At 62.9% G+C, this 26,909-nt stretch carries 27 protein-coding genes and 2 pseudogenes; 15 read left to right on the top strand and 14 right to left on the bottom strand.

Annotated features, from left to right (window positions below):
* Positions 1–32: 32 nt before the first annotated feature.
* Positions 33–1,307: an ATP-dependent Clp protease ATP-binding subunit ClpX gene (gene clpX, locus X735_RS156445; RefSeq protein ID WP_013532190.1), complete on the bottom strand. Its 1,275-nt coding sequence runs from the start codon at positions 1,305–1,307 to the stop codon at positions 33–35.
* 297 nt (positions 1,308–1,604) lie between these two features.
* The gene (locus tag X735_RS156450; protein ID WP_023810285.1) at positions 1,605–2,234 is read right to left on the bottom strand and encodes an ATP-dependent Clp protease proteolytic subunit; all 630 of its coding nucleotides are present in this window, start codon (positions 2,232–2,234) and stop codon (positions 1,605–1,607) included.
* A 338-nt stretch (positions 2,235–2,572) separates the two neighbouring features.
* Here X735_RS156450 and X735_RS156455 point away from each other — a divergent pair, with 338 nt between their 5' ends.
* Together X735_RS156455 and X735_RS156460 are read left to right on the top strand one after the other, a co-directional pair.
* Positions 2,573–3,163 (top strand): hypothetical protein, encoded by a 591-nt coding sequence (locus tag X735_RS156455; protein ID WP_023810284.1) that lies wholly within the window; start codon positions 2,573–2,575, stop codon positions 3,161–3,163.
* Positions 3,164–3,212: 49 nt separating this feature from the next.
* The gene (locus tag X735_RS156460; protein ID WP_023810283.1) at positions 3,213–4,592 is read left to right on the top strand and encodes a pyridoxal-dependent decarboxylase; all 1,380 of its coding nucleotides are present in this window, start codon (positions 3,213–3,215) and stop codon (positions 4,590–4,592) included.
* Positions 4,593–4,615: 23 nt separating this feature from the next.
* Here X735_RS156460 and X735_RS01000000165700 read toward each other — a convergent pair.
* Positions 4,616–5,718 (bottom strand): annotated as a pseudogene (locus X735_RS01000000165700) (FAD-dependent oxidoreductase).
* Between the two features lie 103 nt (positions 5,719–5,821).
* Between X735_RS01000000165700 and X735_RS156465 the strand changes: the two are divergent.
* Together X735_RS156465 and X735_RS156470 are read left to right on the top strand one after the other, a co-directional pair.
* On the top strand, positions 5,822–7,072 hold the full coding sequence (locus tag X735_RS156465; RefSeq protein WP_023810282.1) for a cytochrome P450: 1,251 nt from the start codon (positions 5,822–5,824) through the stop codon (positions 7,070–7,072).
* A gap of 66 nt (positions 7,073–7,138) precedes the next feature.
* Positions 7,139–7,855, top strand: a complete 717-nt coding sequence (locus X735_RS156470) for a transporter substrate-binding domain-containing protein (RefSeq protein WP_031212921.1) — start codon at positions 7,139–7,141, stop codon at positions 7,853–7,855.
* 70 nt (positions 7,856–7,925) lie between these two features.
* Here the strand turns inward: X735_RS156470 and X735_RS156475 are convergent, their stop codons facing one another.
* From X735_RS156475 to X735_RS156500, 6 genes are all read right to left on the bottom strand, one after another.
* The gene (locus X735_RS156475; RefSeq protein ID WP_023810280.1) at positions 7,926–8,273 is read right to left on the bottom strand and encodes a cupin domain-containing protein; all 348 of its coding nucleotides are present in this window, start codon (positions 8,271–8,273) and stop codon (positions 7,926–7,928) included.
* A gap of 95 nt (positions 8,274–8,368) precedes the next feature.
* Positions 8,369–9,649 carry an O-acetylhomoserine aminocarboxypropyltransferase gene (locus tag X735_RS156480; RefSeq protein WP_023810279.1) on the bottom strand — a complete coding sequence of 427 codons (1,281 nt, stop codon included), beginning with the start codon at positions 9,647–9,649 and terminating at the stop codon, positions 8,369–8,371.
* Between the two features lie 159 nt (positions 9,650–9,808).
* Positions 9,809–10,330 (bottom strand): CoA-binding protein, encoded by a 522-nt coding sequence (locus tag X735_RS156485; protein ID WP_023810278.1) that lies wholly within the window; start codon positions 10,328–10,330, stop codon positions 9,809–9,811.
* Positions 10,327–11,103 (bottom strand): AAA family ATPase, encoded by a 777-nt coding sequence (locus X735_RS156490; RefSeq protein ID WP_023810277.1) that lies wholly within the window; start codon positions 11,101–11,103, stop codon positions 10,327–10,329. The genes X735_RS156485 and X735_RS156490 overlap by 4 nt, the downstream gene beginning before the upstream one ends.
* Complete coding sequence (locus X735_RS156495; RefSeq protein ID WP_023810276.1) at positions 11,103–11,525, bottom strand: VOC family protein; 423 nt, start codon at positions 11,523–11,525, stop codon at positions 11,103–11,105. Before X735_RS156495 ends, X735_RS156490 begins: the two co-directional genes overlap by 1 nt.
* Positions 11,526–11,535: 10 nt before the next feature.
* Positions 11,536–12,357, bottom strand: coding sequence for an enoyl-CoA hydratase (locus X735_RS156500; RefSeq protein ID WP_023810275.1), 822 nt, complete (start codon positions 12,355–12,357; stop codon positions 11,536–11,538).
* Positions 12,358–12,507: 150 nt separating this feature from the next.
* Between X735_RS156500 and X735_RS156505 the strand changes: the two genes are divergently transcribed.
* The 3 genes from X735_RS156505 to rpsI all read left to right on the top strand — a co-directional run bounded on the left by X735_RS156505 (position 12,508) and on the right by rpsI (position 14,137).
* Positions 12,508–12,972, top strand: a complete 465-nt coding sequence (locus X735_RS156505) for a PaaI family thioesterase (RefSeq protein ID WP_023810273.1) — start codon at positions 12,508–12,510, stop codon at positions 12,970–12,972.
* 216 nt (positions 12,973–13,188) lie between these two features.
* Positions 13,189–13,653 (top strand): 50S ribosomal protein L13, encoded by a 465-nt coding sequence (gene rplM / locus X735_RS156510; RefSeq protein ID WP_013532205.1) that lies wholly within the window; start codon positions 13,189–13,191, stop codon positions 13,651–13,653.
* 1 nt (position 13,654) lies between these two features.
* A complete protein-coding gene (rpsI, locus tag X735_RS156515) occupies positions 13,655–14,137 on the top strand; it encodes a 30S ribosomal protein S9 (RefSeq protein WP_023810272.1) in 483 nt (160 codons plus the stop codon).
* A gap of 156 nt (positions 14,138–14,293) precedes the next feature.
* Here the strand turns inward: rpsI and X735_RS156520 are convergent, their stop codons facing one another.
* Entirely contained in the window at positions 14,294–15,193 is a 900-nt protein-coding gene (locus X735_RS156520; protein WP_023810271.1) for a LysR family transcriptional regulator, read from the bottom strand.
* Positions 15,194–15,284: 91 nt separating this feature from the next.
* Between X735_RS156520 and X735_RS156525 the strand changes: the two genes are divergently transcribed.
* Positions 15,285–16,157 carry an aldo/keto reductase family oxidoreductase gene (locus X735_RS156525; RefSeq protein ID WP_023810270.1) on the top strand — a complete coding sequence of 291 codons (873 nt, stop codon included), beginning with the start codon at positions 15,285–15,287 and terminating at the stop codon, positions 16,155–16,157.
* A gap of 281 nt (positions 16,158–16,438) precedes the next feature.
* Here X735_RS156525 and X735_RS156530 read toward each other — a convergent pair whose 3' ends face one another.
* Both X735_RS156530 and X735_RS156535 read right to left on the bottom strand, forming a co-directional pair.
* Positions 16,439–17,497 carry a glycerophosphodiester phosphodiesterase family protein gene (locus tag X735_RS156530; RefSeq protein ID WP_023810269.1) on the bottom strand — a complete coding sequence of 353 codons (1,059 nt, stop codon included), beginning with the start codon at positions 17,495–17,497 and terminating at the stop codon, positions 16,439–16,441.
* Between the two features lie 97 nt (positions 17,498–17,594).
* Positions 17,595–18,803, bottom strand: a complete 1,209-nt coding sequence (locus tag X735_RS156535; RefSeq protein WP_023810268.1) for an acyltransferase — start codon at positions 18,801–18,803, stop codon at positions 17,595–17,597.
* A 123-nt stretch (positions 18,804–18,926) separates the two neighbouring features.
* On the opposite strand from X735_RS156535, the gene speB reads away from it, so the two are divergent.
* The 4 genes and pseudogenes from speB (at position 18,927) to X735_RS20910 (ending at position 22,122) form a co-directional block, all read left to right on the top strand.
* On the top strand, positions 18,927–19,934 hold the full coding sequence (gene speB / locus X735_RS156540) for an agmatinase (RefSeq protein WP_023810267.1): 1,008 nt from the start codon (positions 18,927–18,929) through the stop codon (positions 19,932–19,934).
* A 30-nt stretch (positions 19,935–19,964) separates the two neighbouring features.
* Positions 19,965–20,891 carry an N-acetyl-gamma-glutamyl-phosphate reductase gene (argC, locus tag X735_RS156545; protein ID WP_023810266.1) on the top strand — a complete coding sequence of 309 codons (927 nt, stop codon included), beginning with the start codon at positions 19,965–19,967 and terminating at the stop codon, positions 20,889–20,891.
* Positions 20,888–21,726, top strand: a pseudogene (locus X735_RS01000000165695) (aminoglycoside phosphotransferase family protein). Before argC ends, X735_RS01000000165695 begins: the two are co-directional and overlap by 4 nt.
* Positions 21,727–21,804: 78 nt before the next feature.
* Complete coding sequence (locus X735_RS20910) at positions 21,805–22,122, top strand: hypothetical protein (protein ID WP_023810265.1); 318 nt, start codon at positions 21,805–21,807, stop codon at positions 22,120–22,122.
* 19 nt (positions 22,123–22,141) lie between these two features.
* On the opposite strand, the gene X735_RS156550 is transcribed toward X735_RS20910, so the two are convergent.
* A complete protein-coding gene (locus X735_RS156550; protein WP_023810264.1) occupies positions 22,142–23,233 on the bottom strand; it encodes a COX15/CtaA family protein in 1,092 nt (363 codons plus the stop codon).
* Between the two features lie 198 nt (positions 23,234–23,431).
* On the opposite strand from X735_RS156550, the gene X735_RS156555 reads away from it, so the two are divergent.
* Positions 23,432–23,647, top strand: a complete 216-nt coding sequence (locus tag X735_RS156555; RefSeq protein ID WP_023810263.1) for a DUF2842 domain-containing protein — start codon at positions 23,432–23,434, stop codon at positions 23,645–23,647.
* 15 nt (positions 23,648–23,662) lie between these two features.
* Here the strand turns inward: X735_RS156555 and X735_RS156560 are convergent, their stop codons facing one another.
* Positions 23,663–24,721, bottom strand: coding sequence for a polysaccharide deacetylase family protein (locus X735_RS156560; RefSeq protein ID WP_023810262.1), 1,059 nt, complete (start codon positions 24,719–24,721; stop codon positions 23,663–23,665).
* 91 nt (positions 24,722–24,812) lie between these two features.
* Between X735_RS156560 and X735_RS156565 the strand changes: the two genes are divergently transcribed.
* Both X735_RS156565 and X735_RS156570 read left to right on the top strand, forming a co-directional pair.
* A complete protein-coding gene (locus X735_RS156565; protein WP_023810261.1) occupies positions 24,813–26,036 on the top strand; it encodes a GNAT family N-acetyltransferase in 1,224 nt (407 codons plus the stop codon).
* 4 nt (positions 26,037–26,040) lie between these two features.
* Positions 26,041–26,877, top strand: a complete 837-nt coding sequence (locus X735_RS156570; protein WP_023810260.1) for a GNAT family N-acetyltransferase — start codon at positions 26,041–26,043, stop codon at positions 26,875–26,877.
* The last annotated feature ends 32 nt before the right edge of the window (positions 26,878–26,909 follow it).

The raw sequence follows: 26,909 nt of genomic DNA, 5'->3' as shown, positions 1-26,909 counted from the left end.
GCGCCGTTCCAGAATTTCGCTGCGGGCTCATGTCAGGCGCTGACATTGCCCTTCTTTTCCTTCTGCTCGGAGTAGATGTAGAGCGGCCGGGCACTGCCGGTCACCACCTCCTCCGAAATCACCACTTCGCGCACGCCTTCGAGCGCGGGAAGCTCGAACATCGTGTCGAGCAGGATCGCCTCCATGATCGAACGCAGGCCGCGCGCGCCGGTCTTGCGCTCGATGGCGCGCTTGGCGATCGCCGAAAGAGCGTTCTCGTGGAAGGTCAGGTCGACATTCTCCATCTCGAACAGCCGCTGATACTGCTTGACCAGCGCGTTCTTCGGCTCGGTCAGGATCTGGATCAGCGCCGGTTCGTCGAGGTCTTCCAGCGTCGCCAGAACCGGCAGACGGCCGACAAATTCGGGGATAAGACCGAACTTCAACAGATCCTCGGGCTCGACCAGGCGGAAGACATCGCCAGTGCGGCGATCCTCCGGCGAAGCGACGACCGCGCCGAAGCCGATCGAGGTCTTCCGGCCGCGATCCGAGATGATCTTGTCCAGCCCGGCGAAGGCGCCGCCGCAGATGAACAGGATGTTGGCCGTATCGACCTGCAGAAACTCCTGCTGCGGGTGCTTCCTGCCGCCTTGCGGCGGCACCGAGGCGACGGTGCCTTCCATGATCTTCAGAAGCGCCTGCTGCACGCCCTCGCCCGACACGTCGCGGGTGATCGAGGGATTGTCCGACTTGCGCGAAATCTTGTCGATCTCGTCGATGTAGACGATGCCGCGCTGGGCCCGCTCGACATTGTAGTCGGCCGATTGCAACAGCTTCAGGATGATGTTCTCGACGTCCTCGCCGACATAGCCGGCTTCGGTCAGCGTCGTCGCATCAGCCATGGTGAAGGGCACGTCGATGATGCGGGCCAGCGTCTGCGCGAGCAGCGTCTTGCCGCAACCGGTCGGGCCGATCAAAAGGATGTTGGACTTTGCCAGTTCGACATCGTTGTTCTTGCCGGCATGCGCGAGGCGCTTGTAGTGGTTGTGGACCGCCACCGACAGCACGCGCTTGGCATAGGGCTGACCGATGACATAATCGTCGAGAACCTTGAGGATCTCCTGCGGTGTCGGCACGCCTTCGCGCGACTTCACCATCGAGGTCTTGTTCTCCTCACGGATGATGTCCATGCAGAGTTCGACGCACTCGTCGCAGATGAAGACCGTCGGACCGGCGATCAGCTTGCGCACTTCGTGCTGGCTTTTGCCGCAAAACGAGCAGTAAAGCGTGTTCTTGGAATCGCCGCTGTTGTTGCCGACCTTGCTCATTTTCATGTCCTTTCATGGCCGCCCGCCGATGGTCTGGCTGAAAGGGCGCATACTCTATCTATCGCGGGAATCCGCCGCCGCCAGTGTGTTCCGGCTCCCGCAACGCATTCCGTACGAAACACAAATCAGAAAACGTGGCAATGATTCGCGACAACCCCGCATAAAGCTAAGCCGCCGAAACTCAACATAGCCTTAACGTAGGCAATCCTGTCCCCCGAGGGAACAGCCAATTGTGGCCGAAATGCCGCAAGACACACCAAAAGCGCGTGATGCCGCCATCCAACTGCCAATAAGCCCTTATGCCACAGCGCCTTCAGGCGGCTCGCGCGACGAAATGACCTTGTCGATGAGGCCGAAATCCCTGGCTTCGTCAGCGGTCATGAAATGGTCGCGGTCGAGCGTCTTCTCGATCTCTTCGTAGCTCTTGCCGGTGTGCTTGACGTAGACCTCGTTGAGGCGACGCTTCAGCTTGATGATATCCAGGGCATGGCGCTCGATGTCGGACGCCTGGCCCTGGAAGCCGCCGGAAGGCTGGTGAACCATGATGCGGGCGTTCGGCGTGGCAAAGCGCATATCCTTGTGGCCGGCGGTCAACAGCAGCGAACCCATCGAAGCCGCCTGGCCGATGCAGAGCGTCGACACGGCCGGCTTGATGAACTGCATGGTGTCGTAGATCGCCATGCCGGAGGTGACGACGCCGCCCGGCGAATTGATGTAGAGGTTGATTTCCTTCTTCGGATTCTCGGCTTCGAGGAACAAAAGCTGCGCGCAGACCAGCGTCGCCATGCCGTCCTCGACCGGACCGGTGATGAAAATGATGCGCTCCTTGAGGAGACGCGAGAAAATGTCGTAGGCCCGCTCGCCGCGATTGGTCTGTTCGACCACCATCGGAACGAGGTTCATGTAGGTTTCGACGGGGTTCTTCATCAGTTGTCTCTTATCTCGCGGTGGGATTCCGGCGCCGGGAATGCTGGCGGATCGGGCAGAATCGGTTCTGGATCGTTATTCCGTAAATAGGATGCCGGCTCATCCTTGTGCAAGGCCGACCCCTCCTAGCCATCTGGGTAAGTCGAATCAAGCTTTCTGACCAAGGATTCGCGGCGGCGGATGCTTCCGCGGGTCCGGAGCCGCATGGCCGGCCGCGCAAGGTAGCAGTTTCTTAACCGCGTCACTTAACGAAATGCGCCGAAACCGCTTTTCTCCGAAACGGCTTCCTCTACAATTCAACGTTGAACTTATGCGTAGAGTTCAACAGGGGGAGTGTCATGCCCGGGAAAACCGCATGCTTCACCATCGCCGGGCTGACCATGCTCGGCACGATTTCGCAGACGGCGGCCGGCGGCCGCGCCGTCGAATGTTATGAACCGGTCCGCAGTCCGGCCGTCTACGACACGGTCTATGAAGACGTGATGATCAGTCCGCCCGGCCAGCAGGTCGACTATATCGCCCCTATCTATGGCACGCGCGAGCGCGTCGTGATGACCGTTCCGGCGCAAGTGACCTACCAGATCGTGCCGGCCGTCACCCGCACCGTCTACCGCACGGTCCGGGTCGATGGCGGCGGCTACTCCTGGGAATGGCGCGTCATCCATGGCCGCAAGGTGCTGTGCAAGGTATGGCACAAGGCGCGCTACGAACGTGTTGCCAAAACCGTGGTGATCCAGCCCGAACGCACGCGGCGCGTGGTCATCCCCGCACAGTACGACAGGATCGCCCAGGAGGTGCTGGTGCAGCCCGAGCAAAGGCGCGTCATCGATGTTCCCGCCTCCTACCAGACCATCGCGCGCCGCGTGCTGGTTCGCGAAGGTTCATCGGGCTGGCGGCGGGTGCATATTCCCAGGCATTGCCAGGATTAGCGAGCATAGCGTAACCTGCGTCGCAGCGGATCTCCGTAGGGCTGAGGGCATGCGCGACCTGGAAATTTCCAATCAGGAATTGTCAGACCTTGCCGAAGAAGCCTTGGCGCTTGCCAAAGGTTACTGGGCCTCCCTCGAGGAACGTCGGACGTATCCCACGACCAGCGGCAAACAGACGACCGAACTGTTCTCGCGGCCTTGGCAGGAGAGCGGCCGCGGACGGGAAGTCTTGCAGGATTTCAAGTCGATCGCGGAGCATGTGCGGCCTTCAACCGGCAGATTCTTCGGTTATGTCGTCGGCTCCGGCGAACCGGTCGGCGCGCTGGGGGAGCTGCTGGCTGCGGTGCTCAATCAGAATGTGACGTCGTGGCGGTCGGCTCCGGCTGCGACATCGATCGAACGCGCCGTGATCGGGTGGTTGGCGGAGGCTGTCGGTTGCCCCGGATTTACAGGCAGCCTGTGCGGCGGCGGCTCGACGGCGAACCTCATGGCCCTGGCGATGGCGCGGGAAGCGAAGCTACCAGCCAACGAAACAGGCGTGCGGCCCTGCGTGATCTATGCTTCCGAGCAAGTGCACATGTCCATTCCAAAGGCCGTCGCGCTGTTGGGGATCGGTAGAAAAAATCTCCGTTTGATCCCTGTCGACGACAAATTCAGGATGCGGACGGATGCCCTCCAGGCGGCTATCACCGTCGACCGCGAGGCCGGAAACATGCCCATCGCCATCGTGGCCACGGTCGGCACCATCATCTCCGGTGCGATCGATCCCCTTCCCGAGATTGCAGACATCGCCCGGAGGGAGGCGCTGTGGATGCACGTCGACGGTGCCTACGGAGGGCTGGCGGCTCTTGCGGCGCCGGAAAAGTTCCAAGGGTTGTCTTCGGCGGATTCGCTGTCACTGGATGCGCACAAATGGCTCTATCAGCCACTCGATTGCGGCTGCCTGCTCTATCGTCACCCGGACATTGCGCGAAAGACTTTTTCGCACAGCGACGACTACGTCAGGATACTGAGCGATGACCCTACGGAAGCATTTGCGTTCTTTGAGGAGTCGATCGAACTCTCTCGACGCTTCCGTGCGCTGAAGCTCTGGATGTCGCTGCAGTATCACGGACGCCGTGCCTATCGCGAAGCCATCGCCCGCGATCTCAACCATGCCCAGATGTTGGCGCAGGCAATCGCGTCGCAGCCGGAGTTGGAACAGCTTGCACCCGTATCGCTAAGCGCAGTCTGTTTCCGCCACCGCTCAAAGAACAATGAAGCGATCCTGCGCCGCGTGATCGCGCGCGGCCGGGTGTATCTGTCGAATGCGACGATCAACGGCCATTTCGCGCTGCGCGCGTGTTTCGTCAATCACCGAACGACCCCAGATGACGTGCAGGCGATTGTGTCCGAAGTCATTGCCGCCGCAGACGAAATCAATCGCTGAGTGAGTCTTCAACCTGGCGGCGTTCAGGCCACTTCCGCCCGCAGCCATGTCTTCAGGCCGGCGATGTCGCCGTCGCCCACCGCGGCCGCAACGCGCCGGCCGACCGCAGCGCCGAATTTGTAGCCATGGCCGGAGCAGGCCGAGACGATCAGGCATTTTCCTCGCTCGTGAGCGAAGAACTTCTCATCTTCGGTGAAGGTGTAGGCGCAGGTGACCACCTCGGTCACCCTGTATTCCTCGATGCGCGCGATCGGCGGCGAAAACAGGTTGCGGATCGCCTCGCCCTCGCCCGCCACCGGCTGACGGTTCCAATCGGCGTCGCTGGTCGGCACCCTGTGCAGCCCGGACCCGAATTTCATGCCGGCGCCGCCGGAGGGCGGGATCACATAGCCGTCGATCGCGCCGCCGACATCGAGGACAACCGGTGCCACCCGCCAGGCGGCCTTGAGGTCGGCCGGCGGTTCGACATAGGCGAGTGCGGTTCGATAGGTCTTCAGCTCGCCGTCCAGTTCCGGAAACAGTTTCAGCACCCAGGCGCCGGCGGCGACAACGATACGGTCGGCCTGCATCGTCTCGCCGCTTTCGAGCACGATGTGGCCGGCTTCGGCGTCGACTTCGATGACCTTGCTGTTTTCGTAGACATTGGCGCCGTTGGCGCGCAGCCAGTTTGCCATGCCGGAGGCTATCTTGCGGCAATGCAGGGCGCCGCCTTCGGTCGAGAAATAGGCGTAGCGAAACGAGCCGGCTTCGAGAAACGGCCAGCGTTTCACTGCTGCATCGGGCTCCAGCAATTCGAACGGAAAATTGCCTTCTTCCAGGCCCTCGCGATATTCCTCGGCCTCGTCGCCCGGTTCGCGCGAAACGCAGACAAATCCGCGCGCATCAAGATGGCTTTCGCCGAGATGGCCCACATCTCGTCCCAGGCCTGGTAGGCTTCGGTGATCAGCCGGCCATAGCCGGTCCCCGCGCGGTAAGCGCGGCGGATGATGCGATGATGGTCGCCCGACGCGGCCATCGGGTTTGGGATCGGCCCTTGCTCGACGATCGAAACGCTGTGGCCGGCCTTGACCAGCGACCACGCCGTGGAGAGACCGGCAATGCCCGCGCCGACAACGATCACATTCATCAAATCAGACTTTCCGCAGCCGGTCGGCTGGCTCAACGTATTCGATTGCGGGCGCCAACATACGGTCTGGAACCAGGCTGGCAAGCCGCGCTATTGGTCTGGCATGAGCAAATTGACGCCACCCGCCCTGGTCTTTGATCCAGCCACTCGACGCCTGCGGCTCGACCCGCACGAGCCGGCCTTTTTTCAAAACCCTTATGATGCCTATGCTTTCCTGCATGGCGTATCGAATGCATTCTTCTGGGAAGAATTCGGCTTCTGGTGCTTTGGCGGCTTCGACGACGTCAACCGGCTGCTGCGCGACCGCCGCTTCGGCCGCCAGAACCCGGCCGGCATTCCAGACAGCCGCGGCATTGGACAGGACCGCAGCCATCTCAGGGCCTTCGACAGGCTCGAAGCCAATTCGATGCTGGAACTGGAGCCGCCGGTGCACACGCGTCTGAGAACACTGGTCAACCGCGCCTTCGTCTCGCGCCAGGTCGAAAGGCTGCGGCCGCGTGTCGAGGCCTTGGCCAACGACCTGATCGACCGTTTCGAACCAGGCAAGACGGTCGACCTGTTGCCTGCTTTCGCGGCGCCCTTGCCGATCACCATCATTGCCGAAATGCTCGGCGTGCCGGTCGAAATGGGGCCGCAACTGCTCGACTGGTCGCACCAGATGGTTGCCATGTATATGCATGGCCGCACCCGCGAAATCGAAGAGACGGCCAACCGCGCCGCGCGCGAATTTGCGGATTTCCTCCGTGGCTACGTCACCGAACGACGCAGGAATCCCGGCGACGACCTTTTGTCGCTGCTGATCTCGGCGCAGGAGGATGGCCAAAAGCTGTCGGAGGACGAGATGGTGTCCTCGGCGATCCTGCTGCTCAATGCCGGCCATGAAGCGACCGTGCACCAGACCGGCAATGCCGTCCGCTCGATCCTTGCGCAAGGGGGCGATGTCAGCCGCTTCTTCGGCTCGCCCGAGACGACCGCGGCAACGGTCGAGGAATGCCTGCGGTTCGACGCGCCGCTGCACATGTTCACGCGCTACGCCTATCAGGAGATCGAAGTCTCGCCCGGCATCGTCGTGCAGCCGGGGCAGACGATCGGGCTGCTGCTTGGCATGGCCAATCATGACCCGCGCGCCTTCGCCGATCCCCTCGCTTTCCGGCCCGACCGTGCCGACCAGAAGAACGTCTCCTTCGGCGCCGGTATCCATTTCTGCATCGGCGCGCCGCTCGCCCGGCTCGAATTGCAGGTGTCGCTGAAAACCTTGTTCGAACGGCATCCGAAGCTGCATCTTGCCGAAAGCCCAAGCTTCCGCGACACTTACCACTTCCATGGGCTGGAAACGCTCGCCGTCGGCTTTTGACGATCGCGAACCTGGGGCTGCCTCAGCCAGTTTCCGGCAAAATAGGACGGCGACGCTTTGCCTGACATGACCGAGTTGAAATTCGCCTTCCTGGAAGAGCCGCCATTCTGCTTCACCGGCGCACCGGGCGAGGTCTCAGGCTGTGACGTCGAGCTTGCGCGCAGGCTCGGTGACATGCTCGGATTGGCGAGCTTTAAGCCGATCGAAACCGAATTCGCTGAGCTGCTGCCTGGGTTGGTCGAGGGCCGTTGGACCATGACGACCGGCCTGTTCTTCTCCGAAGAGCGCAGGCAGCTTGTCGACTTCACACGGCCGATATGGGCGTTGCAGGACGGGTTGCTGGTCGCGGTGGACAATCCGTGCGGCTTTCGCGGCTACCAATCCATTGCCGAGGACGGAACAGCGTTGATTGGTGTCATAAACGATCAGGTTCAGCACCTTACGGCGCTGCACAACGGAATTGCGCCTGGGCAGATCAGGATGTTTGCAACGCAGGCGGATGCGGCGGACGCAGTGGCCAACGGCGTCGTGCACGCCGATGCCAGCGTCGCCATGGCGCATCGAGGCTATCTGACCCGGCGGCCCGAAATGCGGCTTGGACTTGTCGAGGTTCCCTCGATTGAAAAGCAGCCGTCGGCCGGTGCCTTCGCGATCGCCAAAGGCAATTCAGCCCTGCTCCGGCGCATCGATGCTTGCCTCGATGAATTGGTGGGCAGCGACTGGCACCGACAGATGATGGCGCGATACGGATTCTCGGACAGCGATATCGATCGCATCGTTTGATCCGCACATCTGTTGTTGTTCGACCATGATCTTTACCCGAAAACCGGCCTCCACTTTTCGGGATCATGGTCTACAGCTTGATCACATATTCCTTGCGAGTCGTTTCAAGCACTTCCCAGCTGCCTTTGAAGCCGGGCCTCAGCACGAAGCTGTCGCCGGCCCGAACGGTGCGCGCTTGCCCACCGTCCTCCGCGATCACCGAAACGCCGGACAGGATGTGGCAAAACTCCCACTCGTCATAGACGATGCGCCATTTGCCCGGGGTCGATTCCCAGATGCCGGCGTAGAGGCCGCCGTCGCGCTCCTCGACATTCCAGGTGCGGAATTTGGGATCGCCCGAGATCAGCCGGTCCGGCGCCGGCGCGCCAGATTCAGGCTCGACGGCGTCAGTCGCTATTGTCAGGTAATGCGCGGACAAGAACTTGCCTCCATGAAAGAGCCGGCTTCGCGTCGGCTCACCCCCACCCCGGCGCTGCGCGCCGACCCTCCCCACAAGGAGGAGGGTAAAAAAGATCAGACCTTGGCAAGCGCCTGTTCGAGGTCGGCGACGATGTCGTTGACGTCCTCGATGCCGATCGAAAGCCGCACCGTGTCCGGTCCTGCGCCGGCCTTGACCTTCTGCTCGTCGGAAAGCTGGCGGTGCGTGGTCGAGGCCGGGTGGATGACCAGCGACTTGGTGTCGCCGACATTGGCCAGGTGCGAGAACAGTTCGAGCGCCTCGACGAATTTGACGCCGGCGTCATAGCCGCCCTTGAGAGCGAAGGTGAACACGGCGCCGGCGCCAAGTGGTGAGTATTTCTTCTGCAGGGCGTTGTTCTTGTCGCTGGGCAGGCCGGGATAGTTCACCGAGGCAACCTTGGGGTGGTTGGACAGCCAGGCAGCAACCGTCACGGCGTTGTCGCAGTGGCGCTGCATGCGCAGCGGCAAGGTTTCCAGGCCGGTCAGGATGAGGAAGGCATTGAACGGCGAGATCGCCGGGCCGAGATCGCGCAGGCCGAGCACACGCGCGGCAATGGCGAAAGCGAAATTGCCGAAGGTTTCGTGCAGGACGAGGCCGCCATATTCGGGGCGCGGTTCCGACAGCATCGGATATTTGCCCGACTTCGACCAATCGAAGGTGCCGCCATCGACGATGGCGCCGCCGATCGAATTGCCGTGACCGCCGATGAATTTGGTCAGCGAATGGACGACGATGTCGGCACCATGCTCGATCGGCCGGATCAGGTAGGGCGAGGCCAGCGTGTTGTCGACGATCAACGGCAGGCCGTGCTTGCGTGCGATGTCGCCGATCTTCTCGATATCGACGAAGGTGCCGCCCGGATTGGCCAGGCTCTCGATGAAGAGAGCCTTGGTCCTGTCGTCGATCTGGCTTTCGAAGGTCGAGATGTCGTTGGTGTCGGCCCAGCGCACCTCCCAGCCGTAATTCTTGAAGGCATGGCCGAACTGGTTGATCGAACCGCCATAGAGCTTGTTGGCGGCAACAAAATTGTCGCCAGGCTGCATCAGATTGTGGAACACGATCACCTGCGCGGCATGGCCGGAGGCGACCGCAAGAGCCGCCGTGCCGCCTTCGAGGGCCGCCATGCGCTCTTCCAGCACCGCCTGGGTGGGGTTCATGATGCGGGTATAGATGTTGCCGAAAGCCTTCAGTCCGAACAGTGAGGCGGCATGGTCGGCATCGTCGAAGACGAAGGAGGTCGTCTGGTAGATCGGCGTGGCGCGAGCGCCGGTCGCCGGGTCGGGCTTGGCGCCGGCATGGACGGCGAGCGTGTTGAAACCTGGCGTGCGGGTCACTGAAAACCTCCCTGAAAAACCTTCTGAAATTCGCCGGGCATTCTTGGCGAAGCCCGGCCTCGAATGCAAAGAAGAAAATACCCTTCCGTGCAGGACCTTCTATCAAGCGGCAGGAAAATACGGCGTTTGCCGGAATAATTTTGCGCTTTCGCCCCTCGCCTATTTCTGGCGGACGCCAAAACTCTGGAAGCCAGAGCGCATCAGCGGCTTCTTCGACGACAGCACGCCGGAATTGACGCCGGTCCAGCCGATCTCGCCGGACAGCTTGCCATATTCGATTTTGGGGCAGCGGTTCATCACCACCTTGATGCCCGCGGCCTCGGCGCGCGCGGCTGCCTCGTCATGGCGCACGCCAAGCTGCATCCAGATGACTTTCGGCAGGGGATCGAGCCGCAACACCTCGTCGACGATGCCGGGCACTGCCGCCGGCGCGCGAAAAATGTCGACCATGTCGACCGGCTCCGGAATATCGGCGAGCCTGGCATAGGTCATCCGACCGAGTATCTCCTTGCCGGCCTGGCCGGGATTGATCGGGAACACCGAAAAGCCCTTGGCCAGCAGATATTTCAGCACGAAATAGCTTGGCCGCACATCATTGGCGGACGCGCCGACCATGGCGACGGTCTTCACCGAATTGAGGATGCCGGCGATGTAGGTGTTGTCGTAACTATCGTGGATCATGCCTCGTCCTCATACAACGCCTCGTCGAGAAAGCCATCCGGGTCATTGCTAAAATCGCGCAGCATGCGGAAGTGGTCCGTGTCGCGAAAGTCGGCGGGTTCCAGCCCGAACCGGCTGATGCGGAACAGCCGCGCGCCGGGACAGGCCATCAGCAGCGGCGAATGCGTCGCCATGATCACTTGCGCGGTGCCCGACTGGTCCATGCGCCGCAGCATCTTGAGCAGTTCGATCTGGCGCGTCGGGGACAGTGCGCTCTCGGGTTCATCGAGGATGTAGATGCCTTGCCTGCGGCAGCGCTCCTCGAAAAATCGGATAAAGCCCTCGCCATGCGACCAGGACAGGAAGTCCGGCGGCGCCCCGCCAGACTCCAGCGCTGCCTGATCGAGATAGCGGGCCACGGAGTAGAAGGATTCGGCACGAAAGAACCAGCCGGCGGTGACTTTCGGCAGCCAGTGACCGCGGAATGTGTTGGCCAATGCAGCACCACTCTTGTCGATGGCGCTGGAATGGTCCACCGGCCGATAGCCCTTGCCGCCGCCGACCTCATCATAGCCGGCCAACGCGCCGATCGCCTCGAGCAGCGTCGATTTGCCGGTGCCGTTCTCGCCGACAATGATGGTGATCGGCGTGGTGAATTCGAGCTCGAACTCATGGCCGCGAAACAGCGGCAGGTTCCAGGGATATTTTTCCCAATCCTCGACCCGCGCGGGATCAAGCAGGATACGCTTGAGGTAGGGAGCTTTGAGCCGCGTCAGCTGCTTGCGATGGGCCATCAGCCGGGGAGCGAAATCGTGCCGTCTTCCGCGATCGGAAAGGCCGGATTGTGCGCCACTTCCCAGACATGCCCGTCGGCGTCGGCGAAGTAGCCGTACCAGCCGCCCCAAAAGGCCCGGCCGGCCGGCTTGACGATGCGGCCGCCGGCTTTTTGCGCCCTGGCGAGCACGTCGTCGACTTCGGCGTCGGAGCGGGTGTTGTAGGCGAGGTAGACCGCCGATGGCGCCGCGGCGAAGGCAATGCCGGAATCCTCTTCTGCGCTGGCACGTGGGAACAGGCCAAGAATGACGCCGCCCATCTGGAAGAAGGCGACACCGTCGGTGATACCGGCATGCCGCTTCAAGCCCATCGCCTCGTAGAAGCGCACCGCACGGTCGAGATCGTCGGTAGCAATGGTGATGATGGAGATGCGCGGTTCCATGACGTTCTCCTTACTCGTCCTTCCATTCCGGCTTGCGCTTGCCGATGAAGGCACCGATGCCCTCCTCCGCGTCGCGTGCCAGCATGTTCTCAACCATGATCCGGCCCGTATAGGCATAGGCGTCCGCCAGCCCCATTTCGGCCTGCGCGTAAAAAGCCTCCTTGCCGGTCTTGACAACCAAAGATGATTTGGAAGCAATGGTTTGCGCGTATTTGGTGACAATCTGATTCAGATATTCGCGCGGCACGACACGGTTGACCAGGCCGAATTCCTTGGCGGTCGCCGCATCGATCGTCTCGCCGGTCAGCAGCATCTCCATCGCATGCTTGCGCGAGACATTGCGCGACAGCGCCACCATCGGCGTCGAGCAGAACAGGCCGATGTTGACGCCCGGCGTGCAGAAAGTCGCCTCATGCGAAGCGATCGCCAGGTCGCAGCTGGCGACCAGCTGCAGCCCGGCGGCGGTGGCCAGGCCGTCGACTTCGGCGATGACAGGCAAGGGATGGCGCACGATGGCCTGCATCAGCGTCGCACAAGCGGCAAACGTCTCCGCGAAGAAGGCCTTGCCATGATCGGCGTCAGTGCGGCGCGCCGTCATTTCCTTGAGATCATGGCCGGCGCAGAACACCTTGCCGGATGCCGACAAAACGATCACGCGAGCCGCCTTATCGGCCTTGGCGCGCTCGAGTTCGGCCGTCAGCGCCGCCATCACCGCCAGCGACAGGGCGTTGGCGGGCGGATTGGCGAGTGTGAGGCGCAGCACGCCCTTGTCCAGTCGTGCAACAACCGGACCCTCAACGGCGGCAGGCTTGATGGCAAGGATTTCGGCCATGGATAAGGTCTCCGCGATTCCGCTGGGGCTGCCAGAGTATCTAATACCGGATCAGGTTTCGTCCAACACCGATCGCTTGCACCAGGGGACGAAGATTGTCAGAAATGCCGCGCCGCGCCCATACAGGTAGGCCAAAAACGAGAGACCGACATGCCCGCCCAAACCAATTTGAAGCCGGTGCTGACCGCGCAACAAGTCAATGCGCTGCTGGAGACCGTCTATCCGCAGCTCAATGAGCAGTTCAAATATTTCGAGGCGATCGACGTGTTCCCCGGCGGCTGCACCGTGCGGCTCAACGCCGGCGAGCGGCACTTGCGTCCGGGCGGCACCGTATCCGGCCCTTCGCTGTTCACGCTGGCCGACATTGGCGGCTACGTCTGCGTGCTCAGCCATGCCGGGCCGGATGCGCTTTCCGTTACCGTCAACCTCGACATCAATTTCGTGCGCAAGGCCGAGGCCGGACCGATCGATGGCCATTGCCGCATCCTGAAGCTCGGAAAGAGCCTGATGGTGTTCGACATCGACATCGTCGCCGGCCCGGACCGGCACACTGTGGCGCACGCCACCGGCACCTATTCGATCCCGCCAAAGCGAAATGGCGATGTGGTAAAATAATACCTTTTAACTAAACTATTGTTTTTGCAGTACTTTACCTGCTATCCACCGTTTCGTGCACCTTGACGCCACAAACACCCTCGCCTATAAGCCCATCACGAAGCAGCGGCCCGCAAAGGCCGCCGTTTTGTTATTGGCGGCGGGCAGCGTCCTTCCGACAATCCAAGCAACAAGAAACGCCTTCCCTCGTGAAGGTCAGAACCGAGAGCAGAAAACATGACAACCTTTTCGCAGAAGCCTGCGGATGTGGTGAAGAAGTGGATCCTGATCGACGCCGAAGGTCTCGTCGTCGGTCGTCTGGCCACCGTCATCGCCAATCATCTTCGCGGCAAGCACAAGCCGACCTTCACCCCGCATGTCGACGACGGCGACAACGTCATCGTCATCAATGCCGACAAGGTGGTGTTCACCGGCAAGAAGTTCACCGACAAGGTCTATTACTGGCACACCGGCCACCCAGGCGGCATCAAGGAGCGCACCGCGCGCCAGCTGCTCGAGGGTCGTTTCCCCGAGCGTGTCGTCGAGAAGGCCGTTGAGCGCATGGTCCCGCGTGGCCCGCTCGGCCGTCGCCAGATGAAGAACCTGCGCGTCTATGCAGGTGCCGAGCATCCGCATGTCGCCCAGCAGCCCGTCGTGCTCGACGTGGCCAAGCTGAACGCCAAGAACAAGAAGGTCGCATAAGATGGCTGAGCTTTCCTCGCTCGCAGAACTGGGCGCCGCCACCGGCAACACCAATACCCAGCCGGCGGCCCCCGTCCACGTCCAGAAGCTCGACAAGTCGGGCCGCGCCTATGCCACCGGCAAGCGCAAGAACGCCATTGCGCGCGTCTGGGTGAAGCCGGGTTCCGGCAAGATCATCGTCAACGACAAGGAATTCGCGACCTATTTCGCGCGTCCGGTCCTGCAGATGATCCTCAACCAGCCGATCATCGCCTCCAACCGCGCCGGGCAGTACGACATCGTCGCGACAGTTGTCGGCGGCGGTCTCTCCGGCCAGGCTGGCGCCGTGCGTCACGGTATCTCCAAGGCGCTGACCTACTACGAGCCGACGCTGCGCGCCGTGCTCAAGAAGGGCGGCTTCCTGACCCGCGACAGCCGCGTCGTCGAGCGCAAGAAGTACGGCAAGGCGAAGGCCCGTCGTTCGTTCCAGTTCTCGAAGCGCTAAACGCTCCGCAGCTTCAGACCATCGAAAGGCCGCCTCCGGGCGGCCTTTTTGTTTGCGGCTCGGCAGTCACCCCATCCGCGCCTGCGGCGCGACCTCCCCTCGACGGGCAGGTCGGCGCGTAGTGCCGGTGGGGTGATGGCGCCGTCACAAAACAGGTCAGGCCTTGCCGCCCTTGATATAGTCGATGAACGCCCGCAGCGGGGCCGGAACCAGGCGCCGGCCGGGATAATAGAGGAACGGTCCGGGAAAACTCGGCCACCACGGTTCGAGAATGGGCTCAAGCGCGCCGCTTTCGAAGTAAGGGCGAAGCCAGCCCTCGAAGAGGCCGATGATGCCTGTGCCCGCGATGGCCGTATCGACGGCAAGATCGGTCGCGCCGCCGATGCGCACGATCAGCGGCCCTGTCGGATCGACCCGCACCACCTCACCGTCGCGCTCGAACTCCCAGGGCAGCATCGCACCGCTGGCAAAGCGCCCGCGCACGCAAGAGTGGCCAAGCAGATCGCTCGGGTGTTGCGGTCGCCCATGGCGAGCAAGATAGGCAGGGCTGGCGGCGGTGGCGAAGCGCTGCACGCGCGGTCCGATCGGCACCGCGATCATGTCCTGCTCCAGCCGCTCGTCATAGCGGATGCCGGCGTCGCACCCGGCCGCCAGCACATCGACGAAGTTCTCATCGGCGATCACCTCCAGCCGGATGCCGGGATAGGCGGCGAGGAAACCCGGCACGATATCGGGCAAGATCAACCGCGCGGCGCTGACCGGCACATTGAGACGCAGCGAGCCCGCCGGCCTGTCGCGAAAGCCGTTCACCACGTCCAGCGCCGCCTCCACCTCCGACAGCGCCGGGCCGAGCCGCTCCAGCAGGCTGAGGCCCGCCTCGGTGGGAACAACGCTGCGCGTCGTGCGATTGAACAACCTGACGCCAAGCTGCACTTCCAGGCGACGCACCGCCTCACTCAACCCGGAGGCGCTGCCGCCGCTCGCACGCGCGCCATCGCGAAAACCGCCGGCGCGCGCCACCGCCACGAAGGCGTTCAGATCGCTGAGGTCCATCATTGTTCGCCATTCCGCACGGCCTGTGTGGATTGTACCGGATTATCACGAGGTTGGGCAGCGCCTATCTCTGCCTCCTCAAAGGAGATCAATCATGTCCAACATCCAACAATCCGGCACCTTTAAGCTCGGCAGTCATACCGTGAAGCGGCTCGGCTACGGCGCCATGCAGCTCGCCGGTCCCGGCGTTTTCGGACCGCCTAGGGACCATGACGCGGCATTGGCCGTGCTGCGCGAGGCGATTGCGCAGGGGATCGACCATATCGACACCAGCGACTTCTATGGCCCGCACGTCACCAACCTTTTGATCCGCGAAGCGCTGGCGCCCTACCCTGACGATCTCGTCATCGTCACCAAGACCGGCGCCCGGCGCGGCGCGGATGGATCGTGGTTGCCGGCCTTTTCTGCCGAAGCGCTGACCCAGGCGGTGCATGACAATCTCAGCAATCTCGGGCTCGATGTGCTCGACGTCGTCAACCTACGCATCATGTTCGATACCCATGGTCCAGCCGAGGGATCGATCGAAGCGCCGCTCACCGTGCTGGCCGAGCTTCAACAACAGGGCCTGGTCAGGCACATAGGATTGAGCAACGTGACGCCGGCCCAGATCGCGCAAGGACGCGGGATCGCCGAGATCGTCTGCGTGCAGAACCAGTACAATCTTGCGCATCGCGGCGACGACGCCCTGATCGACGATCTTGCCCGCGACGGCATTGCCTATGTGCCGTTCTTCCCGCTCGGCGGCTTCAACCCGCTGCAATCCTCCACCCTGTCGGACGTCGCAACGCGCCTCGGCGCCACGCCAATGCAGGTTGCGCTCGCCTGGCTGCTGCGCCGCGCGCCCAACATCCTGTTGATCCCCGGTACATCGTCGGTCGGGCATCTCAGGGAGAACCTCGCGGCTGCCGAACTGGTACTTTCAGATGATGTGCTGGGAGAGTTGGATGGGATGGCGACGGCGGCTTGAGGCGCAGGACCTGCATGCAGCTATGGAAGCTAAGGCCGTCTTCGGACGGCCTTTTTAGGGCTCGGCAGTAACCCCGCCCGCTTCGCGCCGACCTCCCCATCAAGGGGAGGTGGGGCGCCGCGCTTTACATCCAGACTACTACCTGGTCGTGCAGGCCCCCGGCGGATCGAAAATAGCCGCGACCTCCTACCTCCCCTCGATGGGGAGGTCGGCGCGCAGCGCCGGGTGGGGTGATGGCGCCGGCGTTCCCAAGGTGGGGTGACTGCGCCAGCATCGGATTGCTAATTGATACTGGCCGTATTCGCCGGCTCAACGGGCCGCGCCTCGTCCGCATAGGGCACGCGAAAACCATTCGCCGCCAGCCAGCCGATGGCCGCCTTCGGCTCGTCGGTCTGGATGATGGTGGCGCCGCGATCGGCCCAGAAACCCCAGGCTTCGCGCGGCAGGCTGGCCTGTATGGCCAGTTCGTCACCGCGGCCGCCCGCCAGGAAGCCGCCCGGTTTGTTGGCGATGGCGTAGGTGTCGGCCCAGATGTGCCAGTTGCCCCTGACCGCGGCCGCGCGCATGCGCGTGCTGAACAGCGGCCCGCCGGCTTCGGTCAGCGTGTCGGCGCCTGCCCGCCAGTTGATGAGCTCGATCGCGCGCGGCGAAAAGGCATGGTCGACCGTCCGGGCGAAGCCGGCATCACGCACCGCATCATCGGCGATGATCGGCATGAACTGGAAGCCGCCGCCGATAGCGGCCATGGCGGCCTTAACCGTGGTGATCCTGGCCTGGTTCCACAAATTCTCCTTGACGATGACCTGCTCGGCCAAGCCGAGATCGCGAGCCACCGCGATCATGCCCGAGAGGTCGCCGACGTCGAGCTTGTTGTCGAGGTTGATGAGGATCCTGTCCCTGGTTGCCATGAGCATCTCGCGCAGCGTCGAAACCGTCTCATTGGTGACGGCGCCGGTGCCCTCGATCACCAGCCTGCAGGTCTTCAGTTCGGCCAGTGTGTATTTGACCACCTCGCCCTTGCAGGTCGTGGTGCGGTCGAGCCAGCTGTCATGCATGACGACGAACTCACCGTCCTTCGAGCGCCTGATATCGACCTCGACGATTTCTGCGCCCATCGCGATCGCCCCCTCCACGGCGGCAATCGAATTTTCCGCGTAGAGCGTCTTGCCCGCCTGCATGCTGCCGGCGCGATGCGCGACCACCATGACGTGGTCGCGCCACTGGTTGGCGTGCTCGAAGCGGTCAAGAATCTGCCTGGCGCGGGTCTCGCCGGCCAATGACTGGCCAGAAAAGGCCGCAAGTGCCGAGGAAAACAGAAGGCTCAGCCAGATGGTCCGCATCGAGAATCGCTCCTTGCCGGATCGAAATCGGGATAGGCGACCCTCGTGACATCCAGGTGAACGAAGCCGGCTAGCGGTTGTTCGCGGGGAGTGCGCGTCAGATGCGTTTTGAGAGCCTGCGGAACCACGCCATGGCCGGCATCTCAATGAGGCGCCAAGTGATCCAGGAGGCGGCAATGGTGGCGGCGAGCATGACGGCGATTGCCACCGCTCCCATCCAGCCGGCACCGAAGCCGGTGGCAGGCTGGCCGCGCAGCGTGAAGTCGCCGATCAGGCCGAGGCCGAGCTTGCGCTCGACGAGCCCGGCGACGTTGATCATGCGCGCCTGAACGAAGACGTGGACCATGTAGATCGAGTAGGACAGCGCGCCGAGGGTCAGCATGAACGGGGCTCTCAGCAAGGCGCTGATCCAGCCGCCTTCATGGGCGAACAGAAACAGCGCCAGCGCGAACACCAGGGGGGCCGCGATGCCAAAATCATTGTCGCCCGCCAGCGAGACGAAAAGCACGATGACCGCCACCATGACGATCTCGGCAAGGGTCCAGGCCATCCGCGGGCCACTCCTGGCGAGGACCTGTCGCGCCCCTGCAATGGAATCATGCTGAAACCAGGCCAGCAAGGCGCCGAGCGAGAAGCCATACAGGCAGCGGATGAAGCCGAAATCGAAGGACACATCCATATGATGGGTCGAGAAGCCGAGCAGGAACAGCGGTGCGGTGACGGCGGCGGCAACGAACCATATCCAGGCGCGCGCGCCGGCGACGAAGACCACGCCGGCAAACAAGAGATAGGCGAAGAACTCGGCCGAAATGCTCCAGCTCGGCGCATTCCAGGTCAGCTGATCCTCGAAGCCGACACCCTGGAGCAGGAGAAGATTGGCAAGCAAACTCTTGAGATCGAAGCCGCCGGTGAAGGGAGCAGCCCCGGTTCCATGCAGTTGCGGCAGCATCAGCCGCAGCAGCTCGAAGCCGGCAAAGGCGGCAAGCATGAGCAGGTGCAGCGGGTAGATGCGGCCGAAACGGACCAGGGCGAAGCGCGCGACCTGTTCCGGCTGGTTCAGCCGATCGCCGTAGCTGCTGGCGATGACGAAGCCGGAAAGGACGAAGAAGAAATCGACGAACAGGTAGGACGAACCGATGAAGGCGCTTTGCGAAATCGTCGAAGCGGTCGGAAAGTGAAACAGCGCCACCAGAAGCGCGCAGATGCCACGCCACGAATCGAGCACCAGGAAGCGTTCACCGGCGACCGTGCCGGTGTGGGTCGACGCCGCGGCACGGGTGGGGTTGAGAAACGCGGTCTGCGTCATGATGATACAATCCTGTCTTGCCGTGGCACTCGGGCAGCGCCATTCCGTCTCGCCAAGCTGTGACTGGCATCTTCCGTGCCGGTTCTGTAGTTGTTGCAACCCGATGAAAAACGAGGATCCGTAATGGCGAACAACAACATCGACAACGCCTTCACCGCCCGTTCCAAAACGGGCGCCGCGTTCGAGCCGACCTATTCCGGCGCGCTGTCGTTCATGCGGCGCAAATACACCAAGGACGTGAAGGGCGCGGATGCTGTGGTATGGGGTATTCCCTTCGATGCCGCCGTCACCAACCGGCCGGGCGCCCGCTTCGGGCCGCAGGCCATCCGCCGTGCCTCGGCGATCCTCGACAACGACCCGCAATATCCGTTTTCACGCGATCTGTTCGAGCATCTGGCGGTCGTCGACTATGGCGATTGCCTGCTCGATTCGGGCAATCATCAGAAGACACCCGGCACGATCGAACGTGAAGCGGCCAAGATCCTGAAGTCGGGCGCCTTCCTGCTGACGCTCGGCGGCGATCATTTCGTCACCTGGCCGCTGCTCAAGGCGCATGCCGCCATCCATGGTCCGCTCGCCTTGGTGCAGTTCGACGCCCATCAGGACACCTGGCCGGACGACGGCAAGCGCATCGATCACGGATCCTTCGTAGGCCGTGCCGTCAAGGAAGGCATCATCGATCCCGACCGCTCGATCCAGATCGGCATCCGAACTCATGCGCCCGACACGTTCGGCATCAAGATCCTCCATGGCCATGAAATCGAGGAGATGCGGGCGTCCGATATCGCCTACGCCATCGTTGACCGCACCGGCGGCAAGAAGACCTATCTCACCTTCGACATCGACTGCCTCGATCCGGCCTATGCGCCGGGAACCGGCACGCCGGTCGCCGGCGGACCGTCCTCGGCGAAAATCCTGTCAACGCTGCGCCAGCTCAACCAGATCGATATTGTCGGCGCCGATGTCGTAGAGGTTGCGCCGGCCTATGATCACGCCGATATAACGGCGATCGCCGGCTCGATGGTGGCCATGCAATATCTCGGCCTGCTGGCTGAGCGAAAGGCCCGGCTTGAAGAGTTGAACAACGGCAACCACAATGGTGCCGCAGTGATTCAAGGTCAGGGCATATAGTGTTGAAATACCAAGGAATTTGATCAACCCATGAAACCGAAAATCTTCATCGACGGCGAACACGGCACCACAGGCCTGCAGATCAGGGCGCTGCTTACCGAGCGCAGTGATCTGGAGATCATTTCCATCCCGACCGAACGCCGCAAGGAAACGGCGGCACGCGCCGAGTTCCTCAACGCCGCCGATGTCGCGATCCTGTGCCTGCCCGACGACGCGGCGAAGGAAAGCGTCTCGCTGATCGCCAACGACACCACCAAAGTCATCGATGCGTCGACCGCGCATCGCGTGGCGGAAGGCTGGGCGTATGGTTTCGCCGAGATGGACAAGGACCAGGCAAAGGCGATCGCCTCGGCAAAACGCGTCGCCAATCCAGGCTGCTGGCCGCAGGGACCGATCGCCACGCTGCGGCCGCTGGTCACATCAGGCCTGCTGCCGGCGGATTTCCCGATCACCGTCAACGGCATTTCGGGCTATTCGGGCGGCGGACGGCCGATGATTGAGGACTATGTCGCCAAGGGCGAGGACGCCTCGGAATTCCTGCCCTACGGCCTCACCCTTCAGCACAAGCACGTGCCGGAATTGAGGGCCTATGCCAGGCTGTCGCATGATCCGATCATGCAGCCGGCGGTCGGCAATTTCGCGCAAGGCATGATCACCGTCGTGCCGTTGCAGCTTGGCGGCCTCGACCATGTGCCGACCGGTGCGGAACTGCATGCGGCGATTGCCGACCATTTCGCCGCTATCAAGGGCGGCGTGGTCGAGGTGGCGCCCTATGCGCATTCGGAGCGCATGCCGGAGATCGATCCCGAGGTCTACAACGGCACCAACCGGATGAAGGTCTATGTCTTCGCCAATGACAAACGGGCGCAGGCCCTGCTGCTGGCGGTCTACGACAATCTCGGCAAGGGTGCCTCGGGCGCCGCCGTGCAGAACATGGATCTGATGCTCGGCCTCTGATGGACACGCCCGCCTTTCCGGCGCGCTGGAAAGTCAGCGCACCCGAACTCATTGCCGAGACCTTTTCGAGCCGCATCAGGTTTTGCGCGCAGACGGCTCGCCGGCGATCGTCAAGGCGCTCAAGCCTTTCGACGACGTCGCCGACGAGTTGCGCGGCGAGCATTATCTCGCCTGGCGACGCGGCGAAGGCGCGGTGCGCCTGCTCGGCCGCGACGGCCACAGCATGCTGCTCGAATATGCCGGTGAGACCTTGTTGGAGCAGGTGCTCGACCAACAGGGCGACAACGCCGCCACCGAAATCGCGGCCGAGGTGATGGCGAAACTATTTTCACAGGGGAAAGACCCCTTCCCGCCCGAGCTTCAGCCGCTCCGGGAACGGTTTTCAAGCCTGTTCAAGAAGGCGACAATCGACCGCGATTCGGGCCATGACAGCCTCTATGTCGAGGCCGCCATCATCGCCGATCGACTGCTGGCCAATCCGCACGATATCAGGCCCCTGCACGGCGACCTGCATCACGAAAACATCCTGCACGGGCCGCGCGGCTGGCTGGCGATCGATCCGAAGGGCGTTCTCGGCGACCCCGGCTTCGACGCCGCGAACATGTTCTACAACCCGCTCGACCGGGACGAGCTTTGCCTCGATCCGGAGCGGATCGCGCATATGGCCGAGATCTTCGCCAAAACACTGGGCCAGACGCCACCAGCCGTCCTTGATCATGCCATCGCCTATGGTTGCCTGTCGGCTGCCTGGCATCATGAGGACGACAATGAGGTCGAGGAGAGCCGCGAATTGTCGATCGCCGAGGCGATCCGGGCGGTGCGGGCAAGCTTCTGATCGCGGGCTGCGGCGCGGTAATCGCTTGTTCACAGCGATGGGCTACTGACTGGCCTCGGCTCCACTTCGGGATTTGTCATGGTCAGCGCGATTTCGGGTTCCTCCCAGGCAGCCCAGTATTCCTCGTCGAGTTCCTCGAGCAATGCAGCCCAGGAGGCCGCGCTCGAAAAGCAGATCCAGGACCTGGAAGACCAGGCCAAGGCGATCACGGATCAGGTAAAGGCTGCCCAGGTGCAGCAGGATATCGCCGTGGCCCAGGCCAGGCTCGATGCGCTCAAGGCCGCCGACAAGGTAGCCAAAGCCGCTCAGGACCAGTCCGCGCCGTCCGCCGCGGCGTTGCGGCAGGCGGAATTCGATGGCGAGAAGACGACATCTACAAACGAATTCTGGATGTAGTTGGCCGATCGGTTCGAGGTCAGGCCCTGCGTGCGATTTCGTGCGGCAAGGGATAGGCGCCCTTGGTGCCGCGCCAATGGGCGGCTGCAAACCCCAGGACGATGAGCGCAAATCCCTGATGGGTCAGCGCCATATGCAGCGGCACATGCATCAGCAGCGTGCCGATGCCGATCGAGGCCTGCACCAGCACAGCCAAGAACAGCAGCGTCGCGCGGCGCGCATGCGTTGTTTCAGGCAGCCGCCGGCGCGTGGCGATCATGTGCCACAACGCCACGACGAATACCGTGTAAGCGCCAAGCCGATGGACGAACTGCACCGTCTTCGGGCTCTCGAAGAAGTTGCGCCATGCCGGCTCGAGGATCAGCAGATCGCCCGGGATGATCTTGCCATCCATCAGCGGCCAGGTGTTGTAGCTGAGGCCGGCGTCGAGCCCGGCGACCAGGCCGCCGAGATAGATCTGGATCAGCGCCAGCAGCACGATGAAGCCGGCCAGCCTCTGCGTCGACCTATCGGCGGCAGGCTCGGAATGCGGCGCCAACCCTCGCGCGACCACCATGGTGGCGGTGAAGATCAGCGCGGCAAGCGTCAGGTGGGTCGCCAGCCGGTACTGGCTCACGGACACACGGTCGACCAGTCCTGAAGCCACCATCCACCAGCCGATGGCGCCCTGCAGGCCGCCAAGCAGGAGAATGCCCACGAGTTTCGGGCCCAGGCCGCGCTCGATGCGGCGCGTCGCCCAGAAAACCAGCAGCGGCAACGCAAAGACCAGACCGACGCTGCGCGCCAGGATGCGGTGCGCCCATTCCCACCAGAAGATCGACTTGAAGGCCTCGATGCTCATGCCCTTGTTGAGCTCGGCATATTGCGGGATCTGCTGATAGAGCTGGAATTCCTCTTGCCACTCGGCGTCGTTGAGCGGCGGGATCACGCCATGGATCGGCTTCCACTGCGTAATCGACAGGCCGGAATCGGTGAGCCTGGTGGCGCCGCCGACCAGCACCAGCGCAAACAGCACCAGAAGCACCACATAGAGCCAGCCGCGCAGCAGCGCCCGGTTATGCAGGTCGCGGTCGCGGGCGACGTATGGCGCGGCAGCTGATATGGCAGCCATGATCTTGTCCCGGCAGGTTGATTTGGCGGATTGGTGGACCATCGCACCCGTGCTGGCAAGACCATACGGCGCGGCACGCCGTCGCGCCGCGTCTCACCGGTTGCACAGTCTCGCCTCAAGGCATATGCGAGGCCAATACCCCTTGAGCCTGCCAAGCCGCCTGTGCAAATTCCGGCATGCTCGATCAGGAGACCAACCATGCCCCTGCGTCTGAAAAAGCTGATCGGAATGTTTCTGCTGGTGGCGCTGGTCATCGTCTATGCGCTGGTCGCATCGATCTTCGCGGTCGCCCGGCTGTCGGAGTCGGGTCCGTGGGTGCATTTCCTTTTTTTCTTGCTCAGCGGCCTGCTCTGGGTGCTGCCGGCGATGGGCATCATCAAGTGGCTGATGCTGGAGCCGAGAGCCAAGCGCTAGGCGAAAACGCCAGCGTCAGATGGTGACGACCATCTTGCCGGCGTTGGCGAGCGGCGTCGTCACGCCCGACAGCATGGTGCGGATGTGGGCGAGGCTCTGGTAGCGGCCGTTGACGGAGATGCGCGGCAAGGCGTGCAGGAACCCGGCATGCTCGGCGCGCAGCACGCCGTGGCGCGTCGTCACGGCGGAGGTATAGCCGGCGTCGCGGGCAAAGCCCACTTCGCGGCAGCCGACGGCGCTGGCATAGCCATAGGGATAAGCGAAATGGCGGGGCATTTCGCCCAGTTCGGCCTGCAACATGGCGCGCACGGCGCCAACCTCGTGCCGGGCATCGGCTTCGGAGAGCCGCTTCAGGTTGCTGTGGTTGATCGTATGGGCGCCGATCGTCACCAGCGGATGCGCGGCGATGCGACGGATTTCATCCCAGCTCATCAATGTGCGCAAGCGTGGGCCGTCGGCGTCGATGCCGTTTGCGCGAGCCAGGTCACGCAACACGGCCTGCAGGTCCTCCTCGCGGACTTCCGAGGTGAGATAGGCGTGCAGGCGTGCATTGGCCTGCAATTTCTTCGCGGGGGTCGAGCAATCGATCGTCAGGGGACCGTTCGGCCGCGTCAGAGTGAGGGTATCGCGCGCGTTGACGATGTCCTCGACAACGTCCCACCACAGGTCGGCTGTGCCGTTGATCAGCCCGGGCGCGACATAGATGGTGATCGGCGCGCCGTGCTTCTCGAGCACCGGCAGCGCCTCGACCATGTTGTCGCGATAGGCATCGTCGGCGGTGATCGTGGCAAACTGACCGCCTTTGCCGCCCACCTTGATGCACTCCACCGCTTCGTCCATGGAGACGAAGGCATAGCCATGCGCCTTCATGTCGGCGATCATGGCGTCAAGGAAGCCGGGCGCGATATTCAGATGCCGGTTGACGCTGTCCGGCTTTTCCGGCGTCGCGGTAACACGGTGCAGCATCAGGATGGCGCCAATGCCGCCGATGAACGGCTTGGCCAGCGGTGCAAGGCCGGTATAGCGGGCGACGTTCAGCGCCAGTTTCCGGATTGCCTCCCCGCCGTCGATCATTCATTCACCTTTTGCGCCTAGGCTGATCCAAGCACGGAATGCGCCTATGCGAACCCCCAAATCGCGATCAATACGCCCTAAGGATTGAGGTATGGTTGACGCAACTGCGTCATTTGACGGCAATCGGCTTGCGGCGACCGAGGCATCGTCGCGGGCCTTGCCACGGGACCATGCCGACCTGTCGATTTCAGTGGCGTCCACGGACGGACTCGCGGCCTATGCCGAGTTCTGCCGCTCGGCTTTGTTTGGGCCGGCGCAGAGTGCTGCCTGGGTCCAGAATTGGGCGGCCGAGACACGACCGGACCTGCTTGTCGCGACGCTGAGTGTCGAGGGCAAACCGGTTTTTTCGCTGGCGCTGGAGGTTGCCTCCAAGGGGCTGTTCCGGATCGCCCGCTTCATGGGTGGGCGCCACGCCAACGGCAACTTCGTCGCCGCGGACCCGAACTGGCTGGCCAAGGCGGATATACCGGCCCTCCGATCGGTACTGGCGGCCATCGCCAAGGCACGCCCGGACATCGATCTGGTCGCGCTCGAGCGGTTGCTGCCCGATCTCGACGGCGTCGCCAATCCGCTCGCATCGCTCGACCATTTTTCCAGCCCCAATCTGTCGCTAGCCGTCGATCTCGCCGGCGGCTTCGATGCGCTGCTTTCCCGCGCCAGCGGCAAACGCAAACGCAAGAAGCACCGGTCGCAGATCCGGAAATTCGAGGCCGTAGGCAGCTATCGGCGCATTGAGGCCCGCACCCCCGACGAGGTGGACACGCTGCTCGACGCCTTCTTCGAGATGAAGGAGCTCCGCTTCCGCAAGATGGGCATCGCCAATGTTTTTGGCGACGCGCAGGTACGCGGCTTCTTCCGCGCGCTGTTCATGCAGGCGCTTGCCGAGGACAAGCCTTCGTTCGTGCTGCACGGACTCGCGGTTGCCGGCAAGCTGCGCGCCATCACCGGTTCAAGCCGCTCGGGCAAACGCCTGATCTGCGAATTCGGAGCGATCGCCGAGGACGATCTCGGGCACGCCAGCCCCGGCGACTTCCTGTTCTTCGACAACATCCAGGAAGCCTGCGAGACTGGTTTCGAGGTCTATGACTTTTCGGTCGGAGATGAGCCTTACAAGCGGCTGTGGTGCGATATCGAAACGCGGCATTTCGAAGTGCTGGTCCCGTTGACCGTGAAGGGCCGCATGCTGGCGCTGACGCTTCGGCAAGGCGCGCGGCTGAAAGCCTTCGTCAAGAACAGCCCGATGATCTGGAAGCTGACCAAGGTGCTGCGCCGCAAAGCCGCCGGTCAGGCAGCGCCCTCGGAAGAAGATAGCTGACGCCATGAAGCCGATCATCCGCACACTGTCCCTGCAGGAACTGGGGCTTCTCGTCGACTGGGCGGCCGCGGAAGGCTGGAACCCAGGTCTTGAAGACCCGGCGATGCTCCAGGCGGCGGACCCCGAAGGCTTCATCGGCGCCTTTGTCGGCGACGACATGGCTGCGGCAATTTCGGCCGTGGCCTATGGAAGCGAATTCGGTTTCATCGGCCTCTACATCTCCCGGCCTGACATGCGCGGCATGGGCTACGGCAAGACGGTGTGGGACGCCGGCATGAAAAGGCTCGTTGGCCGGACCGTCGGCCTTGACGGCGTCGCCGAGCAGCAGGCCAATTACCGGCGCAAGGGCTTCGCACCGGCCTACGAGACCATCCGCTTCACCGGGCGCAAGGCAGGCCCGGCGGTCAGGGACGATGGGCTGCGGATGATTACAAAGCAGCTCCTGTCCGACATCGTCGCCTATGACTCCCATTGTTTTCCGGCGTCACGATGGGCCTTCCTGCAGGGATGGCTGCAGGAACCGCATCATGGACTGGCGGCGATCGGTTCGCGCGGCGTCACCGGCTTTGGTGTGGCGCGCCGCTGTCGATCCGGCTTCAAGATCGGCCCGCTGTTTGCCGACGACATGGAAACCGCTTTGCAACTCCTGGAGGGACTGGCCGGTGCCTGTGAGGGCGGCGAGCTGCACATCGACGTCCCCGCCGATAACACCGGCTTCATAACTGCGCTCGATGCGGCCGGCTTTGCGCCGACCTTCACCACCACGCGCATGTACAAAGGTCCTGCCCCGGAACTGGACCTGCAAAGGGTGTTCGGCGTAACGACGCTTGAACTGGGATAGATCGGGCGAACCGCAGAACGGTTCCGCCAAGC

The organism is Mesorhizobium sp. L2C084A000 (assembly GCF_000502875.1).
Classification (GTDB): domain Bacteria; phylum Pseudomonadota; class Alphaproteobacteria; order Rhizobiales; family Rhizobiaceae; genus Mesorhizobium.
Note: the sequence above shows the minus strand (reverse complement) of the source record. Positions and strands in the feature narration are given on the sequence as shown.

Excerpts from the sequence above, each read along its gene's own strand:
- clpX (WP_013532190.1), bottom strand. The coding sequence starts at position 1,307 with ATGAGCAAGGTCGGCAACAACAGCGGCGATTCCAAGAACACGCTTTAC.
- X735_RS156450 (WP_023810285.1), bottom strand. The coding sequence starts at position 2,234 with ATGAAGAACCCCGTCGAAACCTACATGAACCTCGTTCCGATGGTGGTC.
- X735_RS156455 (WP_023810284.1), top strand. The coding sequence starts at position 2,573 with ATGCCCGGGAAAACCGCATGCTTCACCATCGCCGGGCTGACCATGCTC.
- X735_RS156460 (WP_023810283.1), top strand. The coding sequence starts at position 3,213 with ATGCGCGACCTGGAAATTTCCAATCAGGAATTGTCAGACCTTGCCGAA.
- X735_RS156465 (WP_023810282.1), top strand. The coding sequence starts at position 5,822 with ATGAGCAAATTGACGCCACCCGCCCTGGTCTTTGATCCAGCCACTCGA.
- X735_RS156470 (WP_031212921.1), top strand. The coding sequence starts at position 7,139 with ATGACCGAGTTGAAATTCGCCTTCCTGGAAGAGCCGCCATTCTGCTTC.
- X735_RS156485 (WP_023810278.1), bottom strand. The coding sequence starts at position 10,330 with ATGATCCACGATAGTTACGACAACACCTACATCGCCGGCATCCTCAAT.
- X735_RS156490 (WP_023810277.1), bottom strand. The coding sequence starts at position 11,103 with ATGGCCCATCGCAAGCAGCTGACGCGGCTCAAAGCTCCCTACCTCAAG.
- X735_RS156495 (WP_023810276.1), bottom strand. The coding sequence starts at position 11,525 with ATGGAACCGCGCATCTCCATCATCACCATTGCTACCGACGATCTCGAC.
- X735_RS156500 (WP_023810275.1), bottom strand. The coding sequence starts at position 12,357 with ATGGCCGAAATCCTTGCCATCAAGCCTGCCGCCGTTGAGGGTCCGGTT.
- X735_RS156505 (WP_023810273.1), top strand. The coding sequence starts at position 12,508 with ATGCCCGCCCAAACCAATTTGAAGCCGGTGCTGACCGCGCAACAAGTC.
- rplM (WP_013532205.1), top strand. The coding sequence starts at position 13,189 with ATGACAACCTTTTCGCAGAAGCCTGCGGATGTGGTGAAGAAGTGGATC.
- rpsI (WP_023810272.1), top strand. The coding sequence starts at position 13,655 with ATGGCTGAGCTTTCCTCGCTCGCAGAACTGGGCGCCGCCACCGGCAAC.
- X735_RS156520 (WP_023810271.1), bottom strand. The coding sequence starts at position 15,193 with ATGATGGACCTCAGCGATCTGAACGCCTTCGTGGCGGTGGCGCGCGCC.
- X735_RS156525 (WP_023810270.1), top strand. The coding sequence starts at position 15,285 with ATGTCCAACATCCAACAATCCGGCACCTTTAAGCTCGGCAGTCATACC.
- X735_RS156530 (WP_023810269.1), bottom strand. The coding sequence starts at position 17,497 with ATGCGGACCATCTGGCTGAGCCTTCTGTTTTCCTCGGCACTTGCGGCC.
- X735_RS156535 (WP_023810268.1), bottom strand. The coding sequence starts at position 18,803 with ATGACGCAGACCGCGTTTCTCAACCCCACCCGTGCCGCGGCGTCGACC.
- speB (WP_023810267.1), top strand. The coding sequence starts at position 18,927 with ATGGCGAACAACAACATCGACAACGCCTTCACCGCCCGTTCCAAAACG.
- argC (WP_023810266.1), top strand. The coding sequence starts at position 19,965 with ATGAAACCGAAAATCTTCATCGACGGCGAACACGGCACCACAGGCCTG.
- X735_RS20910 (WP_023810265.1), top strand. The coding sequence starts at position 21,805 with ATGGTCAGCGCGATTTCGGGTTCCTCCCAGGCAGCCCAGTATTCCTCG.
- X735_RS156550 (WP_023810264.1), bottom strand. The coding sequence starts at position 23,233 with ATGGCTGCCATATCAGCTGCCGCGCCATACGTCGCCCGCGACCGCGAC.
- X735_RS156555 (WP_023810263.1), top strand. The coding sequence starts at position 23,432 with ATGCCCCTGCGTCTGAAAAAGCTGATCGGAATGTTTCTGCTGGTGGCG.
- X735_RS156560 (WP_023810262.1), bottom strand. The coding sequence starts at position 24,721 with ATGATCGACGGCGGGGAGGCAATCCGGAAACTGGCGCTGAACGTCGCC.
- X735_RS156565 (WP_023810261.1), top strand. The coding sequence starts at position 24,813 with ATGGTTGACGCAACTGCGTCATTTGACGGCAATCGGCTTGCGGCGACC.
- X735_RS156570 (WP_023810260.1), top strand. The coding sequence starts at position 26,041 with ATGAAGCCGATCATCCGCACACTGTCCCTGCAGGAACTGGGGCTTCTC.